Raw genomic sequence first — 17178 nt, 5'->3', positions numbered from 1 at the left:
TTGAGCTCAAGACGAGCACGCACTCAGTCGCTGGTGCTTGATCCTTTGTTAAAAAAGAGGGGTTACTCGCGCCCTTGGATCCGGCGCAGCGCTAACACAACAAGGTGCAGTAACAACAAGCCTGTAAAGGCTGAGCAGAAAAACAATAATGCGATGGAGTCGACTTGCCGCGGAGTTTCCCAATAGAGAAACCACCACAGGGGCCAACCGATAGCGGATAAGCCAGCAAGTTGCCACATACAAGCGCGGCAACGGCCAATTTTTTGCTTAAAAATTGAAGTGTTGCAATCATTACATCCCATCATGCCACCTCATATGCCGACAATCCGTTTAGCGGGATGCTTTAAGGCGTTTCATCCCTTCATCGATAGAGATCAGCGGACGATAGCCTAAATCCCGTTTAGCGGCGCTAATATCAAAATAATGGCTGCAGGATAACTGACGAGCCACAAAGCGAGTCATTAGCGGTTCCTGCTGTTTTTTTAACAGAAGATACACGCCCTCGAGGACCGCCCCCGCGATATAGGCCACAGTTCGAGACACTCGCTTGGTCACTGGCGGCAACCCATCACAGGCCAAAATCAAGTTCAGCATTTTAGCCATAGTGATGGGCTCATCGTTACTGAGAAAATAAGCTTTCCCCTGACACTTAGGCTGTGGCTCGCAGAGTTCGAGCGCGGCGAGCACATGGGCATAGGCGGCGTTATCTATGTAAATGGTATCGACCAGCTTATCTTCACGACCAACCAACTTAAGCTTACCTAAACTGCCACGCGCCAGTACCCGAGGCACAAGGTGGGGATCATTAGGGCCCCAGATCAAATGCGGCCGCAGAGCGACGGTTTTTAAGGCATAGGGTGTAGAAACTTGAGTCGAGGCAGGAATAGCGATTGGAGTCGTATCGGCATTTTCAAGGGGCATCTCTGCTAGTTGATTTGCATCGAGCACCATCTTCTCGGCGATGGACTTAGAATGGGCGTAATAATTGAGAAATTTAGCCGCATGGGGCGTGGATTCATCAATACCAGACTCATCCTGCCCAGCAAAGGTCACACTCGGCGTGCTGGTGTAGACTAGTTTATTGATTTTTAATGCCTTGCACGCGGCAATCACATTAGCCGTTCCCTTCACATTCGGGCAAAAATAGCTGTCTCTATCGCCCCATACACCGGCTTTTGATGCCACATGGAACACAATATCGCAGCCCTGCATCGCCTGTTGGACTCGCTCCTTATCGACAAGATCCCCCTGCACCATCACAACGCCTAGGGAGGTAAGTTCAGGGTAATCTCCACGGGCAAAACCTGTCACCTTAATCCCTGCGGCCAACAACCTTAAACATATGGCCTTACCTAAAAATCCCCCCGCGCCAGTGACAAAGGCATGGCTTACCTTTAAGGCAAGCTGCGCGAGAGCAGTTTGCTCTTGCAGCTCCAATGGTGCCATTGCCTCATATTTACTTGGATTGTTTGTCATTTAGGTATCAACCTTTGGTCTGTGATTGTGCCCAAACGGCTAATTTTTCTCTAAAAATTTTAGCATTATGTCGCACATCCACGGGGAAGTCTGGGTGGATAAGAAAACGCCTTATCCCCTTAGTCTGGGCAAATTGCTCAGCGATAGCGATCAACTCTTGGTACAGCTGCTGGCTCTTATTACACACCAATGATTGGTCGAGCTCGATACAAATTAACGGCTCTATCTCGTTTGCCACTGTGATGCCCACAAGGGCGGAGCGCTTCACATTGGGGTGAGTATTAAAAATACGCTCACAGGGGATCGAATAATATCGCTTAAAAAATTGACCATTATGGGTCGCATCGACCCTATGGGCCTTGCGGCCGCACATCCATAACCGCCCTTGATCATCGAGATACCCCAGATCGCCCATGCGATGTCTAAAGGTTTGTGTCACTTCATCCCAGATTTTCGCCGCGGCCGTTGCGCTGCGCCCTTGGCTATTATGTTGGCTATCATCTTGATAGTAGGATTGACTGACCATAGGCCCCCGCACTACTATCTCGCCAATTTCACCGTTTTTCAGCAGAAAGGCATTATCCCACGAAGGAATAACCTCTTCAGAAATCGCGATAATCCCTATATCGACGCCCTTAATCCCATGGCCAACGCAGATACCACCACCGTTATCGGTAATATCGGTAGTAGTCAATAGGGCATCGCTGGCGATCATGCTAATGGGTAAGGATTCGGTCGCACCGTAGGAGTTTAAAATGGGCACGCCTTGGCTCAGCATCTTACTAAACCTGGCAATAGAGGCGATGGTCGCGGGCGCACCCGCCGAGATCACCCGCTGCACGCTAGGCAACTTATGCTGTTTTAGTTCCCCCGCACGGCCTAAGCGTTCAAGGAGGGCCGGATTAACAAAAATATTACTGCACTGATATTTCTCAATCGCGGCAAACAAAAATTCAGGATTAGCGGTAATAGGTTTGCTCGCATCCATTTCAGGCACGATTGACGCCATACCGAGTGCGGGACCAAAGAGGGAGAACAACGGGAACGTGGCTAAATCACGCTCACCGTGGGCAATCCCATAATCATCTTTGAGTGCTTGAATTTGTGCTTCAAACATCCCATGGCTATAGACCACGCCCTTTGGGACTCCCGTGCTGCCGCTGGTAAATAATATCGCGGCCATATCATCAGGTTTTAGCATGACCATGGGATATTCAACCTGCTCGCTTGGCCGTCCCTGCTCGCTTGGCCGTCCCTGCTCACTTGGGCGCCTAAGCTGCGACGGTCTTGTCAGCGACGCTAAGCTAGGAGCACCCGTCACCATTTGTGCTAACTTGGCTGACAGACCCAGTTTACCGCTATCGACATTGAGCAAGCATTTCATACTGCCCTTACCCCAGCCAAATAACCGCCTAGCAATATGGGCCTTAGGAATACCAATAAAGGCATCGGGTGCGGCTTCAACAAAACACTGCTTGAGGTTATGAATTCCCATACCTGGGTCGACAAGAATGGGAATAACCCCGGCCTTAAAGAGTGCGAAAGTCAGCGCAAAAAAATCGAGGCTCGACGTCACCATCAGTACCGCCTTCATGCCACGTTGTATACCATGGGCATTGAGGGCAAAGGCGATGGCATCGCTTTGTCTATCTAAACTGACAAAATCGAGTTCTTGATAACTTAGCTTGCTAAGGGCACCGCTTTGATTAAAAAGCCCAGAGCCCTCGGCCTTTTGGACAGCAACCGCTAAGTGATGGGGAATGACATGCGCCGCATGTTTAAGATGACGGCAAATATTGGCATCACAGCCCACCCTAGATATAGAAGATTCATCACAGGGCGCGGTTGGCAAATCGGCCCCAAGCACGCGCGACATTAACCCGCAGCCTGTTCTAATTGCGCCCTTGCAGGCACATCATCGGCCATAAAGTGTTTGATATGTGTAATCACTTCATCGCTGGCATCTTCGAGGATATAGTGCCCGCAGTCGGCAAATTCATGCACTGTCGCATGGGGCATATGCTCGCGCCATTTGGCTAAAAAGTGCTTATCGAACACAAAGTCCTTAAGCCCCCAACAGATCAGGGTCGGCACTTTGGCAAATTTAGGTAAACTTGCTGCAATATCAGAGACTAATTGATAATTTCTATCCCCTGCTTTCAGCGGAATATCCTGCACAAAACGCAGCGTCGAAATACGATTAGCCCAAGAGTTAAAGGGCGCGACATAGGCCTCGCGGATATATTTAGACATAGGCTGACGCTTCACGCCAACATAGGAGGCGATAGACGAAAAGGCATTAAAACCCCGCACCAATACAGTACCTAGCAGGGTATTACGGCAAATCAACAGCGCCAGCGGCAAGGGTTTTGATTCGGGTAAATGAAAAGCCCCGGTATTTAAAATCACTAAACGCTTAATACGCTCAGGATAGCGCGCCGCGTAACCCATACCTATCATGCCACCCCAGTCGTGTACGACTAAGGTAATGTTTTCTTTAATATTTAGGCTATCGAGCAGGGTTTCTAAATCATCAATACGATTCTTTAGGGTGTAATCGTAACCGCTATCATCCGGCTTATCCGACAGGCCACAGCCGATATGATCCGGCACTATGCATTGGTGTGTGTCTTTTAAGGCGCTGACAAGATTGCGGTAATAAAACGACCAGCTAGGGTTACCGTGCACCATGACCACAGGTTCGCCTTGGCCTTCGTTGATATAGTGTAACTTGTTGCCATTAAGGCTCAGAAAATGACGTTTAAAGGGCAACAGAGTGTCTAACATGACGCATCCTATCTTTTGTTTTATTTATTCGAGCTGATGTGAGCGAGTCACCTTAGCATATCGGCGCTATTTTTTAGGCACAATTAGTCTTTAAGCAACCAGTCTTTAGGCAATCAGCACAATAATGCAGATAAAGGCGCGAGGCGCCTTTACCACTTAATGCCTAACATCATGCAATTTAAGCCACTACCTATGCCTAAAAAGCTCACCTGATCCCCTGGGCGTAAAAATCCCTGATCGTGGGCCATGGCGGCAGTCACGGGCAAAGAAACCGTGCCCATATTGCCCAGCAATTGATAGGTCGGAAACTCTTTTTCTGGTGGGATATTGAGTGCACTCAACACTTGCTTGCGGTTCGACGCGCCCACTTGGTGGCAAATCACCTTATCCACTTGCTCGACCAACCAATTGCGCTGCTCGAGGAAATGCTCCCAAGTGTGTTTCGCCAGCTCGACCCCTTCTTTGAGGAGCGTTACCGCATCGGTACGCATAAACTCGCGGTAAATATTATGACCCACTTCCTGCAATCCCCACTGACACAGCTGGTGATGCTGCGGCGCAGAGAGGTGTGAAGCCCCAAGTAATTGATGTTGACGCACATTCGCAAGCGGTAAGCTGCCATCGGTCAAGATCACGGCAACGGCGCCAGAGCCACCGGTTAAGGTCGCAAGGGATTGAGCAAAATTCTGCATGGTCGGATCGGCCAGCATATTGTCGATAGTGACATCGACAATATCCCGCGCCGATTCACAGGACACCACCATACCCGCCTTGATTTGCCCGAGTTCAATCCGGTTAGCGATATCTAAAATGCCCGATAACACCCCAAGGCAGGCATTGCTGATATCGTAAATCGCAGTGTCCTTTGACACGCCAAGCTCGGCGGCGATCCGGCAGGCTGTGGCGGGTTCGTGCTGATCCCGGCACACTCCGGTGTAGACCACAGCACCTAAATCGGCGACATCTATTCCCGTTTCAACCATGGCTTTACGGGCCGCTTTAATCGCCCCGTCAGACAATTGATGCCCTTTAGGCCACCAGCGGCGCTCTGTGATGCCAGTCAATGCTGCCAACTGTCCCATTGGAATACGGAACTTTTGATATAAAGGTGCAAGACGAGACTCTAGCTCGCTACTGGAGACCACAACAGGCGCCAGTTCATAGGCCAGGCTATTAATAAATACGCGGGAATATTTCATGAAACTGTTTTATTCGCTCACTAGAATGGCTGACCTAAGGGCCAGCTTTCAGTTGTTATTCGTCATTAATGCGACATTTGAACAAGAAAAGCCCGATGATTCAATAAAAAACCATCTTCAGCGTAAGACTTGTCTCACACTGACTCACATCAGCCTAGGAGCATAGGCACTGGCAAGATCAATTTCAAATTGACTAATACAGAAATAATTCATAAAAAACATTGCTGTACAGCACATTTTAAGACGCTATTTTTTAATCGTCCGATTTTAATGCCAAAATCAGCGCATTTCTCGGCGTGACACTGTTTGCGCAAAATTCACCCACAACAACCCGATAGCCGTGCTCCTGCAAAAAACAGCAGCGATCGAGGATTAACCAGCGCTCGAGTAGGCTGCGAAATAAATGCGCCACTAAATCGATACGTCGAGTCAATCTTTGCCTTTGCCGCCCAAGTTCGAGCCAAGCCGCAAAATCACAATGTTGCGGTATGAGGACAGATTTTTGCTGCGCCGCCCACAGGCAAAAATCGGCAAAACTGCCACTGAGTTGACTCTGTTTTAACGAAGGTAAAGGTAAATATTCATCAATTTGTCGGCATTGGCGTTGCAGTGCATCAAAACCTAAGCGCCACGCGATTTCTTGATGGCGCAGCGCCTGTTGTTTCGCATTAGCAATCACACTCTGCTGCAGTGGCAACTGCAAGTCGTGACGGCTGAGCTTAAGTGTGCTCTGCTGAGCAACTGTCGATAACGGCTGATAATGGCTCGCTTGAATTAAATGATAACAACAGGGGGAAATCGCCAGCGCCCGCGTGCCCGCTTCGGTGGCAAGTTTCAACAGGCGCACATGCAAATCGCCACAGGCATGGAGCGCAACCGCCTGCTGGTGACGCGCCAACGGATTCTCATTGGCTCGATTGGGGCTCTCTTGCCCATCATTTATCCCAGCCTCTGTTAACCCAGTCTCTGTTAATCCAGCCGCTGTTAACCCAGCATCAGTCCCAATAGCAAAGGCATCGGCACAGATAAAACGTTGGGGTAACTGCCATTGCTGCGCAAACGCCTGCCCCTCTTCACAGAGCTTTGCTTGCCACTCGAGGCTGACCACATCGACGCCGCGGGTCTTAGCAATCAATCGGCCTAAGTGCCCCTTGCCCGCACACCACTCCAGCACAGGTAAATCGTACTCGGGTAAATGCTGCACAAAGGCAGTAATTTGCGCCCATTTACGCCCCTTAATGTGGGCGCTGAAATGTGCGCTATCGTCAAATTGAATATCTGGCGTTTGCACTAATGCCGCGTCACTTACCACAGGAGTCGCAGTCAACAAAGACAGATCCCAATCTAGCCCTCGCAGGTGAAGATCTTGGGTTAACGCGGGTAATAGGGCTTTGACTAGCCTATCTTGCTCGGCATCTAGGTTATCGAGTTCGTCATCACTGATGTCCCACAGCCTGAGTGCCAAACAAGGGAAATCCGCCTGCCATGGCAGGACGTTGGTCTCAAAGGCGCGCACTTGCCATAGGGGGCGACTCTGCTCGAGCAATTGATTAATCTGGTTAAATTGCTCTTTATCGCTAGATGTCTTTTGAGGATTTGCTTGATTCACTAGATGCCCGGTATAAAAAATACTTGTCTCAACTTAGGCCAAGGGAATGCGCCCTAAAGATGACTTTATGCGAAAAAATGTTAGTATCGCGGCCTTTAAACACTCAATCATATCGATAACTGAGAAGACTCGGTTAACTAACCATAAGGCTCCAGAGGACACCTATGCTTTCACCCTGCGTTGCCCGCTGCGGCTTAAACGATGAAGACTATTGTATGGGCTGCTTTCGCCATATTGACGAAATTGTCGCCTGGCGCGATGCCAGTGAAGCCGAGCAGCATTCAATCATCGACCAACTTCCGGCCCGCAAGGCGCATTTCGAAGGCGCTGAAAATAGACATATTCTGAGCCGAGCCAAATGGTTAGAAGCCGAAGAGCGCTTAGCTAAAAAATTATAAACCCAAGCTACCTCAAGATACGAGTTTCAGAGCATCTTGAGATCGTTTGGGTATAAACCCGCTCAGCGCTTACTCCAGTTATTTCTTCATCATGGCCTTTAAATCGGCAAAGGGATTGTAGGTCGCCGCCGCTTGCTTCGTTTCTGTGGTGCTACCGTAACGGATCAGTTCTTCAAAGCGGGAATGTTCGTTGTCGTGGCAATACAGGCACAGTAATTCCCAGTTAGAACCGTCGGAAGGGTTGTTATCGTGGTTATGATCTCTGTGATGGACTGTCAGCTCGCTCAAATTTTTCGGGGTAAATTCTCGAGTACAACGGCCACACACCCAAGGATACAGTTTTAACGCCTGTTCGCGGTAACCGCTCTCGCGTTTGGCTTTGTATTCCCGCGCCTCGGCTAACACTTGGTCTAACTTACTCTGGCCTTGATTTGTTGACATGCTCACACCTAACCTAAAAACAACCACTGATAATTTCCCCAAGGATAATCCGAGTTATCACTTGGGGCAATATATCCCGTTTTAGCAAAGCGCCCGCAGCGCCTAAGCCACATGTCCTTGGTCGGCATTAGAAAGGTGCAAATAGTGCAGGTACTTTTCGTACTGGGTCACTATATCCGCTAGGAGCTGCTCTTCGGTATAGCCCATCACATCATAGTGCTGGCCGCCCTGCTCTAGGTAAACCTCGGCGCGGTAGTACAAGGTATTGCCCTGCTCTAATTCTTCACCTACGGGATTCACAATCTCAAAGCAGCGCATACGTACCCCGTATACAAAGGGCAAATGGACTTCATTACTGATCACTAGCCGCACTTTACCGTCTAAATATTCGAGATCGGCCACTATGCCCTTAGTCATAAAGTGCTGACACACCTTAGATAATGCCGGTGTTGCCACATTATTGAGAAAGAGTCGCACGTCTTCTTCGGTTGGATGCGCAACGAGCACCTCAATTCGTTCCTCCCAACGGATGTTCGTTTTGGCGTACTGTACGCTAGTGTTATGTAACTGCATGCTGTTGATCTTCAGCCAATCGTCTTTCAAGGCTTTATAAAGCCCCAAACACATCAATAACATCACACATAAAAATGGCAACGCACTGGCGATGGCCGCCGTCTGCAGCGCCTGTAAACCACCCGCTAAAAGCAGGACTGAAGCCACCACACCTTGGAGTAAGGCCCAAAATACCCGCTGCCAAACGGGGGCGTTATTATCCCCACCCGAGGTCAAATTATCGATCACTAAGGATCCCGAATCAGACGAGGTCACAAAGAAGGTCACCACTAAACAAATCCCTATCCCCGACAATAGGCTCGGAAAAGGCATATGCTCAAAAAATGCAAATAAGGCCACAGGCACATCGGTATTCACGGCATCGGCTAAGTAAGTCGCGCCATGATTCATGATGGCGTCGATGGCGGAGTTGCCAAACACAGTCATCCACAGGAAGGTCAGCGCCGATGGCACAAATAACACACCCACTAAAAACTCACGTATGGTACGACCACGGCTGACACGCGCAATAAAAGTCCCCACAAATGGCGACCAGGAAATCCACCAGCCCCAGTAGAGTAAAGTCCAGCCACCGAGCCAATCCTCCTTGTGTTGATAGGCATATAAGTTAAAGGTTTTATTAACGATATCACTTAGATAACTGCCGGTATTTTGCACAAAGGCCTGCAACAGCATCACGGTTGGCCCAAGGATTAAGACAATAAGTAATAGAATAAGCGCTAGCCCAAGGTTCAGCTCGCTCAGTCGTTTAACGCCCTTATCTAACCCAGAAAACACCGAAAGGGTTGCAAGTAATGTAATACCAATAATCAAAGCGACCTGGACTAAAGTGTTGTTAGGAAAGCTTTTAAACAAATAACTTAGCCCAGAATTGACCTGTAACACGCCAAAGCCTAAGGATGTTGCCACCCCAAACATAGTGCCGAGCACCGCGAAGGTATCGACGCTATGGCCAATGGGCCCATGAATACGCTCACCGATTAAGGGATACAGGGCACTGCGGGGTAATAGGGGCAATTTATGGCGATAGGCAAAATACGCTAGGCTCAGGGCAACCACAGCATAAATGGCCCAGGCGTGGATCCCCCAGTGGAAGAAAGTGATTTTCATCGCCTCTTTTGCCGCGGCGAGGCTCTCAGGTGTGGCATCGGGCGGTGCCAGATAATGCATCACTGGCTCGGCAACCCCAAAAAACATTAAGCCTATGCCCATACCCGCGGAAAATAGCATAGCTATCCAGCTTTTATAGCTATAGTCAGGCACTGAATGATCTGGCCCAAGTTTGATATCACCAAAGCGGCTCACCATCACAAAGATGATGAAAATCATAAAAATAGCGACGCCCAAAATGTAAAGCCAACCGGCTTTAACTTCTATCCATGACTGCATTGATTTAAAAAACAAGTTGGCCTCGGTTGGCCAAATGGCACAGATCATCACCATTAAGATGATGAAAAAGACCGATGAATAAAATACCGGTGGATTGATACTCGATTTAATCGACATGAATACCCCTAGTGGTGACAGGTTTTCGATGGATGACCTCCAGCCTAAGCTCCTAAACTTTAGCCAAACAGTCAACTCACGATCATTCCAACACTCGCGGTATTAAGCACACCCAAAAGCATCAATAACATAGGCAACATTGCTGCAATACCTTGTTATCTCATACTTATATCCAACCGACCTCAATATACGAAGCTATGTAATAAGGTTGTTTGGGTATAGGTATTTAAACGATAAAAACCTGCGCATAGTACCCGTGGCATTTAACACCACAACATAACGCTAAGTTCAGTTGGAATAATCAGCATAAAAAATGGCGACTAACAAAGTCGCCATGCAATTATACCACAAAAGAAGGTTATTTTAACTTTTAATACCAAAACAGCCGTTAAGCAGGTTTAGCGTTAACTGTCGCCGAATGTGGGGTCTGTGAAATGCCCGCCGTTAAATTAAAGCGCATCGCCTCTTCAAACGACCAGTCGACGAGGATCAAATCATCCCGCTTGACTAGGCTCGTAACCCCCGCCATTTGATAGCTTAGCTGGAATAATACCGGCACCCAATCCCCCTCTGGCAACGCATCGAGCAAGGGCTGCGGTGGCGTGTCTGTCATAATAAATCCCACCACAAAACTGCCGTTCGCCTGCCTCACTAACACAGTCTTTTGGCTTGTCGGCTTGCCTTCACGATTCATCAAGGAGGCAATATCGCGGATACTGCCATAAACCGATTTAAACAGTGGGAAGCGCATCAACTGGCGCTCAAGCCAACCATAAAGCCACACAATTGGACTGACTGAAAACAGTAAGCCAACCGCAAAGACTAAGGCCACCACCAGCATAAAACCTAAGCCGACAAACTGTTGGTTAATTCCTACCAACTCTAAAATAAAAATCCCTAAACCATCTAAAGACACAAACAGTGACCAAAACAGCCACAGGCTGAGCGCCATGGGGAGCAAATTCATTAAGCCACGGGCTAAGGTTTTCTTCATTACAGTCTCATTTAATCAACGGGATAAAAAAAAGGCATAAAATATTTACGCCCAAAAACGCGTTAAATGCTACCACAGTGTCACTTTTGCACCAGCACTTGATGTAAGGTAAGGCCAAAGCAAGCCATATAACAATAATTAGCCTTGAGGACAGTAAGATGCGCGTGACCCGCCTAGACCATTTAGTGTTAACCGTAAAAGATATCGAGGCCAGCGTCGCCTTCTATCAGAGCGTATTAGGGATGAAAAAGTCGGTATTTGGTCAAGGCCGCATCGCCTTAGGTTTTGGCGATCAAAAAATCAATCTCCATCAAGCGGGCGCCGAGTTTGAACCTAAAGCCGCCCTCGCCACCCCCGGCAGCGCCGACTTGTGTTTTGTGGTCAGCCACAGCATGGAAGAAGTGATTGCCCATTTAAACGCCCTTCAGGTTGAGATCATTGAAGGCCCAGTACTGCGCACCGGCGCCACCGGCCGGATAAACTCTGTCTATATCCGCGACCCAGATTGTAATCTGCTGGAATTATCCGAATATCTGCCCGCCTGCGCGCAGTAGGTAAAGTGTCATCTGTCAGTTCTGTTAGCAGGATACGAACAGAGCTGTTTCAAAGCGGGGACAGCCACATCTTTTTGTGTTTTTCAACGCCTTCTACTAGGCTTTAAATTATCCTAATTTTGTCGGTGTGGAGTTTGTGATGACCTCGGCCAGAAGACAGTTAATTGATGCCAATGCGACGCCTTTCTATCATGTGATAAATCGCTGTGTTCGTAGGGCTTTTTTGTGTGGAGAAGATAAACTCACTGGTCGTAGTTACGAGCATAGACGTGGCTGGATTGTGGATAAAATCAAAGCCTTGTCCGCTATCTTTTGTATCGATATTTGCGCCTATGCGGTGATGAGTAACCACTATCATTTAGTGCTTAAAATAAATGTCGAGAAGGCGAAATCGTTAACGCAAAAAGACATTATCAGCCGCTGGTGCCAAATCACTAAGGGCCATGCTGTCGCCACTAAGTATATGAATGGTGATGCTTTAATCGACGGTGAAGTCATGCTACTCGATGACTTACTCGCTGAGTGGCATGAGCGTTTATCCAGCATATCTTGGTTTATGCGCTGTTTAAATGAAGAAATTGCTCGTAAGGCCAATCGTGAAGATGAGTGTAAAGGCGCCTTTTGGGAAGGCCGGTTTAAATCGCAAGCGCTGTTAGATGAGCAAGCTTTGCTGGTGTGCATGATGTATGTGGATTTAAATCCAATCAGGGCGGGCATTGCTGACTCTTTGCAATCCTCTGATTTTACATCGATTCAAGAGCGAATTAGCTCGCTAGACCCGCAAGATGACGCTTTTCCCTCACTTAACACTCTGGCTCAATCGGCAAATAAACGACCGCAAACAACACACCTGTCCCTCGCCACATTTGATGGTTCAACACATCTAAGTCAGCAATCTGGTATTCCGTTTCATTTTGCCGATTATCTGGAACTGATAGATTGGACAGGCAGAGCGATTCGCCAAGATAAAAAAGGTTATATCGATAATCAACGACCCAAACTGCTTAATGAATTAGGCATTGCGCCCGATGCTTGGTTGACTTCTGCCAAAGAATTTCGCCGTCAATACAGTGGCATAAGTGGTCGATGGGATAGCATGTGCGAGTTTAAAAAGCAGCACAACAGCGGGAAATGGTGTAAAGGTAAAGCATCAAGCCAAGCGTTACACCCTTAGGCTCATAACGCTCACGATTCAGCTCTTGGGATTATTTTTTTATCCGAAATGAAGATAATTCCGTGACAACTCAGCGCGTTTTTGTCCCAATGCGTTTCGCGTATTTTCTTTAAAACTTACAGGCTACACCGATCTAGGGAATGGTAAGCCACGGCGATTTACGAGACTAGCGTCCACCCCATGGCCGCTTTTTTGCATCCATGCCATGGCTCACCTATCAGCCAGAGCTAACAGCCCTGATGGATTTTTTAATACAGGCATATTTTTTCTAGACACTTGCATAGCAAGATGTGCTTGTGGTTAAGCGACCAGACTTAAAGTTTTACAATTATTTTTAACTTCCCCCTGCTCTACTCCGAAGCTGTAAAGTTAAGTGTCAGTTAGTCGTTACCTATTGTATTTATATATTAATTTTTTAGACTTTATCTTATCCATGGTACAGATTAACCAAAACTGTGCCCGCACCAATGGTCCCAAAACTGGCAGGCGTACAACTTTAGACCTACGTTTAATCTGATTTATCAAATGCAGATAAAAATGGAGGTCAAAGATGAAACTGGCAAAAGTAATTGGCTTATCGGCAGCGGTTATTTCCGGGCTGTTAGCCACCAGCGTGCAGGCTGATGAGGATACCGAGGCTTTCCCCTTGGTTTTTCTTGAGATAAACACAACCAGCGCAGATACCTACTTACAGTACCACGGTAAAGCACTCACCAAAATATCCTCGGGTGTTTATGAGGAATACCGCTGGGGCGGCACCTCCTGTGGCAGTCGAGTGCTGACCGAACAGCATCTAACTGCATTGCAAGGTGCACTAGATAATCCAAATGTGAAGGTGGCATTCCGTTATCAAGATGGTCAGGGTTTATCAAAATGTGTTGTTGGTTTTTCCTTAGTGCGAAAAGGATATGCAGAGTAAATATTCGTCAGGCGAGCCCCGCTGCCAATGACGGAGCGGGTTTCGCAAGCGCGAATTAGTTCGCTAGACCCGCAAGATGACGCTTTTCCCTCAGCTAATAACACACTGACTCAATCCGCAAATAAACGACCTCAAAGTATTAAGTATTTATTTTATATACACTTTTAAAAGCTATAAAAAGCAAAACGCTCCACAGGGACTGGAGAGCGTTTTATTCAGCAAATGGTTTTAACACAACAGGTTAGCGTTTATCTTAACCTTTCATGTCCTTTTCCATATCTTCGTAGGAAGTATGGCGAACGTCTTTGCCTTTGACGTAGTAGATAATGTATTCGCAGATATTTTTACAACGGTCGCCGACACGTTCAACCGCACGGGCCGCCCAAAGCACATCGAGTACATCGGGGATAGAACGTGGATCTTCCATCATGTAGGTCATCAATTGACGGATAATACCTTCGTATTCGCGGTCCAGCTTGGCATCTTCCTTATGCAGTTCCAGTGCGGAATCGGCATCCATACGCGCCAACGCATCGAGGGTCGCATGTAACATACGGGTCGCATGGCGGCCCATATTTTCAATGCTGACCAATAATGGCTGCTGATTATTCAAACGCTTATCTAATGCGGCTTTGGCAATACGCACACAGGCATCACCGATACGCTCAAGATCGGCAATCGATTTGGAAATGGCGATGATCAGACGTAGGTCGCTCGCCGCAGGTTGACGCTTAGCGATGATGCGGGTGCATTCTTCGTCGATAGAGACTTCCATGCCATTGACTTTATGGTCGCCATCGATCACTCGCTGGGCAAGCTCGGCATCTAAGGTACTTAGGGCATCGATAGCTTGCTCTAACTGACGTTCAACCAAGCCGCCCATAGCGAGGACGCGGTTGCGGATATCATCTAGCTCAGCGGTAAACTGCCCTGAGATGTGCTTACTTAAATTCATATTTTCCATTTGGCCAACCTTTTACTCAACTGTTTCAAGGTCTAGGCTCTCGCCTAGACAGTGGCGTTTATTTGATCACTGATTAACCGTAACGGCCGGTAATGTAGTCTTCGGTCTTACGTTTTTTCGGCGTAGTGAAAATGGTATTGGTATCGGCGTATTCCACTAATTCGCCCATATACATAAAGGCGGTTTGATCCGACACCCGCGCCGCCTGTTGCATGTTATGGGTAACGATAACCACTGTGTATTTGGTTTTTAGCTCGGTGATCAGCTCTTCAATCGTCAAGGTTGAGATCGGGTCAAGGGCCGAGGTGGGCTCATCGAGCAATAACACTTCTGGCTCAATCGCAATCGCGCGGGCAATCACCAGACGTTGCTGCTGACCGCCAGATAAACCAAAGGCGTTATCGTGCAGACGGTCTTTCACTTCGTCCCAAATCGCTGCGCCGCGCAGTGAACGCTCCGCCGCCTCATCTAATTCACGACGATTATTAATGCCTTGCAAGCGCAGGCCATACACTACGTTCTCATAAATCGACTTAGGGAATGGGTTTGGACGCTGGAACACCATGCCTACGTTGCGGCGCAGTGCGGCCACATCGATTTTCTTGTCGTAAATATTCTGACCGTGCAGCAATATTTCGCCGTCGATATGGCAGTTATCGACTAAGTCGTTCATGCGGTTAATGCAGCGCAGTAAGGTGGATTTACCGCAACCGCTGGGGCCGATAAACGCCGTCACTTGCTTCTTGGGGATCTTCATCGACACATTAAACAGCGCTTGCTTATCACCATAGCGCAGGTCTAAGTTACGGATCTCCAGAGCGGTATCGCTTTGGCTTAAGTTAGCTAAATCGAAGTTATTGGTTTTCATTGCTGTCGAATCTATAGAAATCATATTCAGTCCTAATACTTTCAGGATAATCGCTGATTAATGCTCAAGCGAACGATATTTTTCACGTAAGTGGTTACGCACACTAATGGCCGTCAAGTTCAGCGCGACAATCACTGTCACTAGCAAGAAGGACGTTGCGTATACCAGAGGACGTGCCGCTTCAACGTTAGGACTCTGGAAGCCCACATCATAAATATGGAACCCTAAGTGCATGAACTTACGTTCTAAATGCACAAACGGGAAGTTTAAATCTAATGGTAATGTCGGCGCGAGTTTCACCACCCCCACCAGCATTAACGGAGCCACTTCACCGGCGGCGCGGGCAACCGCTAAAATAAGCCCAGTCATAATCGCAGGGCTCGCCATGGGGATCACAATCCGCCACAGGGTTTCTGCTTTAGTTGCACCAAGCGCCAAACTGCCTTGACGCACAGCGCTCGGAATACGGCTCAAACCTTCTTCGGTCGAGACTATCACCACAGGCAAGGTCAAAATCGCTAGGGTTAATGCCGACCAAATCACCCCTGGCGAACCAAAGGTCGGTGCCGGTAATGCCTCGGCATAGAATAACTGGTCGATTGAACCACCCATCATATAAACGAAGAAGCCTAAGCCAAACACACCGTACACAATCGATGGCACGCCCGCTAAGTTGATCACCGCAATGCGGATCATCTTAGTGATAGGGCCTTTCTTCGCGTATTCATGCAAATAGATGGCGGCGACAACCCCAAATGGCGTCACTATGACCGCCATCAGTAACACCATGAAAACAGTGCCGAAGATAGCCGGGAAAACACCGCCCTCAGTGTTGGCCTCACGGGGGTCATCCACCAGAAAACGCCCCATGCCAACAAACCAATGGCTGATTTTGCCCATTAAACCTAAGTGATTGACATAGCTGACATCTAGCACTGTATCTAGCTTAAGTTCGACCTCGACGCCGCGCATATCGCGGACAAGCACAGAGTCACGGGCCGCTTCGTCCCGCAGGGCGAATAGCTCTTTCTCCAGCACGAGGTAATCTTGTTGCAATGCCTCCTTCGCCGCAGCCAGCTCTAACTTACGGCTGTCGGTAAGTTCCCCATCTAGCTCGTAACGGCGCTCTTTTAAACGCAGTTTTTCAATCGCATAGTTAATAGTGCCAATATCTTGCTTCTGCAGTTTTAACGCTTTATCCGATAACGCCACAGCGCGCTCAATATGTTCCTCTAGGGAGGATTCAATGGCATCGTTCACTAGATCTAAACGTTTGCCATTTTCAATCACGGCCACGGGATAACCGTAAAAGTTACCGTTTTTGGCCCGCTCAATCATGGCAACGTCGCTAGGCGTTGTGCGGCTAAGAATATCCGTCGCTAATATCCAGCGGAAATCTAGACCGACAAATTCACGGTTACCGGTTTTGACTAAGTAACGCGTCACAAACTCGCCAGGGTCTTGCTTAAACACATGTCCGGCGGCAATCAAACGCTCGCTGGGGACTTCTTCCCTATCATAGATTTCACCGATTAAGGTCGAACGGTTTCCGCTGCTATCTTCAAGTTCCCATTGATAAATATCCGCAGGCCAAAAATAGCTTAATCCGCGCCATGCAATCAGCAGTAATAAGCCTAGTACTGCAATCAAACTGATGCTCACCGCGCCGCCCGTCATCCAAATCCATGGCGAGCCTGATTTTACCCACTTACCCAT

General features: G+C 48.2%; 16 protein-coding genes. 4 read left to right on the top strand and 12 right to left on the bottom strand.

The window, feature by feature from the left end; translation table 11 throughout:
• Positions 1 to 62: 62 nt before the first annotated feature.
• The 6 genes from JFT56_RS06980 to JFT56_RS06955 all read right to left on the bottom strand — a co-directional run bounded on the left by JFT56_RS06980 (position 63) and on the right by JFT56_RS06955 (position 7071).
• Positions 63 to 302, bottom strand: coding sequence for a DUF3624 domain-containing protein (locus tag JFT56_RS06980; protein ID WP_198783517.1), 240 nt, complete (start codon positions 300 to 302; stop codon positions 63 to 65).
• A 28-nt stretch (positions 303 to 330) separates the two neighbouring features.
• Entirely contained in the window at positions 331 to 1476 is a 1146-nt protein-coding gene (oleD, locus tag JFT56_RS06975; RefSeq protein ID WP_198782953.1) for a 2-alkyl-3-oxoalkanoate reductase, read from the bottom strand.
• A 7-nt stretch (positions 1477 to 1483) separates the two neighbouring features.
• Positions 1484 to 3352 (bottom strand): olefin beta-lactone synthetase, encoded by a 1869-nt coding sequence (gene oleC, locus JFT56_RS06970; RefSeq protein ID WP_233095574.1) that lies wholly within the window; start codon positions 3350 to 3352, stop codon positions 1484 to 1486.
• On the bottom strand, positions 3352 to 4263 hold the full coding sequence (locus JFT56_RS06965) for an alpha/beta fold hydrolase (RefSeq protein ID WP_198782952.1): 912 nt from the start codon (positions 4261 to 4263) through the stop codon (positions 3352 to 3354). Before JFT56_RS06965 ends, oleC begins: the two co-directional genes overlap by 1 nt.
• Before the next feature lie 149 nt (positions 4264 to 4412).
• Positions 4413 to 5462, bottom strand: coding sequence for a 3-oxoacyl-ACP synthase III (locus JFT56_RS06960; protein ID WP_198782951.1), 1050 nt, complete (start codon positions 5460 to 5462; stop codon positions 4413 to 4415).
• A gap of 253 nt (positions 5463 to 5715) precedes the next feature.
• Positions 5716 to 7071, bottom strand: coding sequence for a methyltransferase (locus JFT56_RS06955; RefSeq protein ID WP_198782950.1), 1356 nt, complete (start codon positions 7069 to 7071; stop codon positions 5716 to 5718).
• A 164-nt stretch (positions 7072 to 7235) separates the two neighbouring features.
• On the opposite strand from JFT56_RS06955, the gene JFT56_RS06950 reads away from it, so the two are divergent.
• On the top strand, positions 7236 to 7469 hold the full coding sequence (locus JFT56_RS06950) for a DUF1289 domain-containing protein (protein WP_198782949.1): 234 nt from the start codon (positions 7236 to 7238) through the stop codon (positions 7467 to 7469).
• 78 nt (positions 7470 to 7547) lie between these two features.
• Here the strand turns inward: JFT56_RS06950 and JFT56_RS06945 are convergent, their stop codons facing one another.
• The 3 genes from JFT56_RS06945 to JFT56_RS06935 form a co-directional block, all read right to left on the bottom strand.
• Positions 7548 to 7910, bottom strand: coding sequence for a YajD family HNH nuclease (locus tag JFT56_RS06945; protein WP_198782948.1), 363 nt, complete (start codon positions 7908 to 7910; stop codon positions 7548 to 7550).
• A gap of 102 nt (positions 7911 to 8012) precedes the next feature.
• On the bottom strand, positions 8013 to 9989 hold the full coding sequence (locus tag JFT56_RS06940; protein ID WP_198782947.1) for a BCCT family transporter: 1977 nt from the start codon (positions 9987 to 9989) through the stop codon (positions 8013 to 8015).
• Between the two features lie 388 nt (positions 9990 to 10377).
• The gene (locus JFT56_RS06935) at positions 10378 to 10983 is read right to left on the bottom strand and encodes a DUF502 domain-containing protein (protein WP_198782946.1); all 606 of its coding nucleotides are present in this window, start codon (positions 10981 to 10983) and stop codon (positions 10378 to 10380) included.
• A gap of 158 nt (positions 10984 to 11141) precedes the next feature.
• On the opposite strand from JFT56_RS06935, the gene JFT56_RS06930 reads away from it, so the two are divergent.
• The 3 genes from JFT56_RS06930 (at position 11142) to JFT56_RS06920 (ending at position 13630) form a co-directional block, all read left to right on the top strand.
• Positions 11142 to 11537 carry a VOC family protein gene (locus JFT56_RS06930; protein WP_198782945.1) on the top strand — a complete coding sequence of 132 codons (396 nt, stop codon included), beginning with the start codon at positions 11142 to 11144 and terminating at the stop codon, positions 11535 to 11537.
• A gap of 139 nt (positions 11538 to 11676) precedes the next feature.
• A complete protein-coding gene (locus JFT56_RS06925) occupies positions 11677 to 12711 on the top strand; it encodes a transposase (RefSeq protein WP_198782944.1) in 1035 nt (344 codons plus the stop codon).
• Positions 12712 to 13261: 550 nt separating this feature from the next.
• Positions 13262 to 13630 carry a hypothetical protein gene (locus JFT56_RS06920; protein WP_198782943.1) on the top strand — a complete coding sequence of 123 codons (369 nt, stop codon included), beginning with the start codon at positions 13262 to 13264 and terminating at the stop codon, positions 13628 to 13630.
• 253 nt (positions 13631 to 13883) lie between these two features.
• On the opposite strand, the gene phoU is transcribed toward JFT56_RS06920, so the two are convergent.
• The 3 genes from phoU to pstA all read right to left on the bottom strand — a co-directional run bounded on the left by phoU (position 13884) and on the right by pstA (position 17178).
• Positions 13884 to 14594, bottom strand: coding sequence for a phosphate signaling complex protein PhoU (gene phoU / locus JFT56_RS06915; RefSeq protein ID WP_198782942.1), 711 nt, complete (start codon positions 14592 to 14594; stop codon positions 13884 to 13886).
• Positions 14595 to 14667: 73 nt separating this feature from the next.
• Positions 14668 to 15486: a phosphate ABC transporter ATP-binding protein PstB gene (pstB, locus tag JFT56_RS06910; protein ID WP_198782941.1), complete on the bottom strand. Its 819-nt coding sequence runs from the start codon at positions 15484 to 15486 to the stop codon at positions 14668 to 14670.
• Positions 15487 to 15519: 33 nt separating this feature from the next.
• Positions 15520 to 17178 (bottom strand): phosphate ABC transporter permease PstA, encoded by a 1659-nt coding sequence (pstA, locus tag JFT56_RS06905; protein WP_198782940.1) that lies wholly within the window; start codon positions 17176 to 17178, stop codon positions 15520 to 15522.

Origin of the sequence: Shewanella putrefaciens (genome assembly GCF_016406305.1) — a bacterium.
Taxonomy (GTDB): domain Bacteria; phylum Pseudomonadota; class Gammaproteobacteria; order Enterobacterales; family Shewanellaceae; genus Shewanella; species Shewanella putrefaciens_C.
Note: the sequence above shows the minus strand (reverse complement) of the source record. Positions and strands in the feature narration are given on the sequence as shown.

Coding starts and splice junctions, on each gene's coding strand:
- pstA (WP_198782940.1), bottom strand. CDS start 17,178: ATGGGTAAGTGGGTAAAATCAGGCTCGCCATGGATTTGGATGACGGGC.
- pstB (WP_198782941.1), bottom strand. CDS start 15,486: ATGATTTCTATAGATTCGACAGCAATGAAAACCAATAACTTCGATTTA.
- JFT56_RS06940 (WP_198782947.1), bottom strand. CDS start 9,989: ATGTCGATTAAATCGAGTATCAATCCACCGGTATTTTATTCATCGGTC.
- JFT56_RS06920 (WP_198782943.1), top strand. CDS start 13,262: ATGAAACTGGCAAAAGTAATTGGCTTATCGGCAGCGGTTATTTCCGGG.
- JFT56_RS06930 (WP_198782945.1), top strand. CDS start 11,142: ATGCGCGTGACCCGCCTAGACCATTTAGTGTTAACCGTAAAAGATATC.
- JFT56_RS06945 (WP_198782948.1), bottom strand. CDS start 7,910: ATGTCAACAAATCAAGGCCAGAGTAAGTTAGACCAAGTGTTAGCCGAG.
- JFT56_RS06950 (WP_198782949.1), top strand. CDS start 7,236: ATGCTTTCACCCTGCGTTGCCCGCTGCGGCTTAAACGATGAAGACTAT.
- JFT56_RS06965 (WP_198782952.1), bottom strand. CDS start 4,263: ATGTTAGACACTCTGTTGCCCTTTAAACGTCATTTTCTGAGCCTTAAT.
- oleD (WP_198782953.1), bottom strand. CDS start 1,476: ATGACAAACAATCCAAGTAAATATGAGGCAATGGCACCATTGGAGCTG.
- JFT56_RS06980 (WP_198783517.1), bottom strand. CDS start 302: ATGGGATGTAATGATTGCAACACTTCAATTTTTAAGCAAAAAATTGGC.
- phoU (WP_198782942.1), bottom strand. CDS start 14,594: ATGGAAAATATGAATTTAAGTAAGCACATCTCAGGGCAGTTTACCGCT.
- oleC (WP_233095574.1), bottom strand. CDS start 3,352: ATGTCGCGCGTGCTTGGGGCCGATTTGCCAACCGCGCCCTGTGATGAA.
- JFT56_RS06925 (WP_198782944.1), top strand. CDS start 11,677: ATGACCTCGGCCAGAAGACAGTTAATTGATGCCAATGCGACGCCTTTC.
- JFT56_RS06935 (WP_198782946.1), bottom strand. CDS start 10,983: ATGAAGAAAACCTTAGCCCGTGGCTTAATGAATTTGCTCCCCATGGCG.
- JFT56_RS06960 (WP_198782951.1), bottom strand. CDS start 5,462: ATGAAATATTCCCGCGTATTTATTAATAGCCTGGCCTATGAACTGGCG.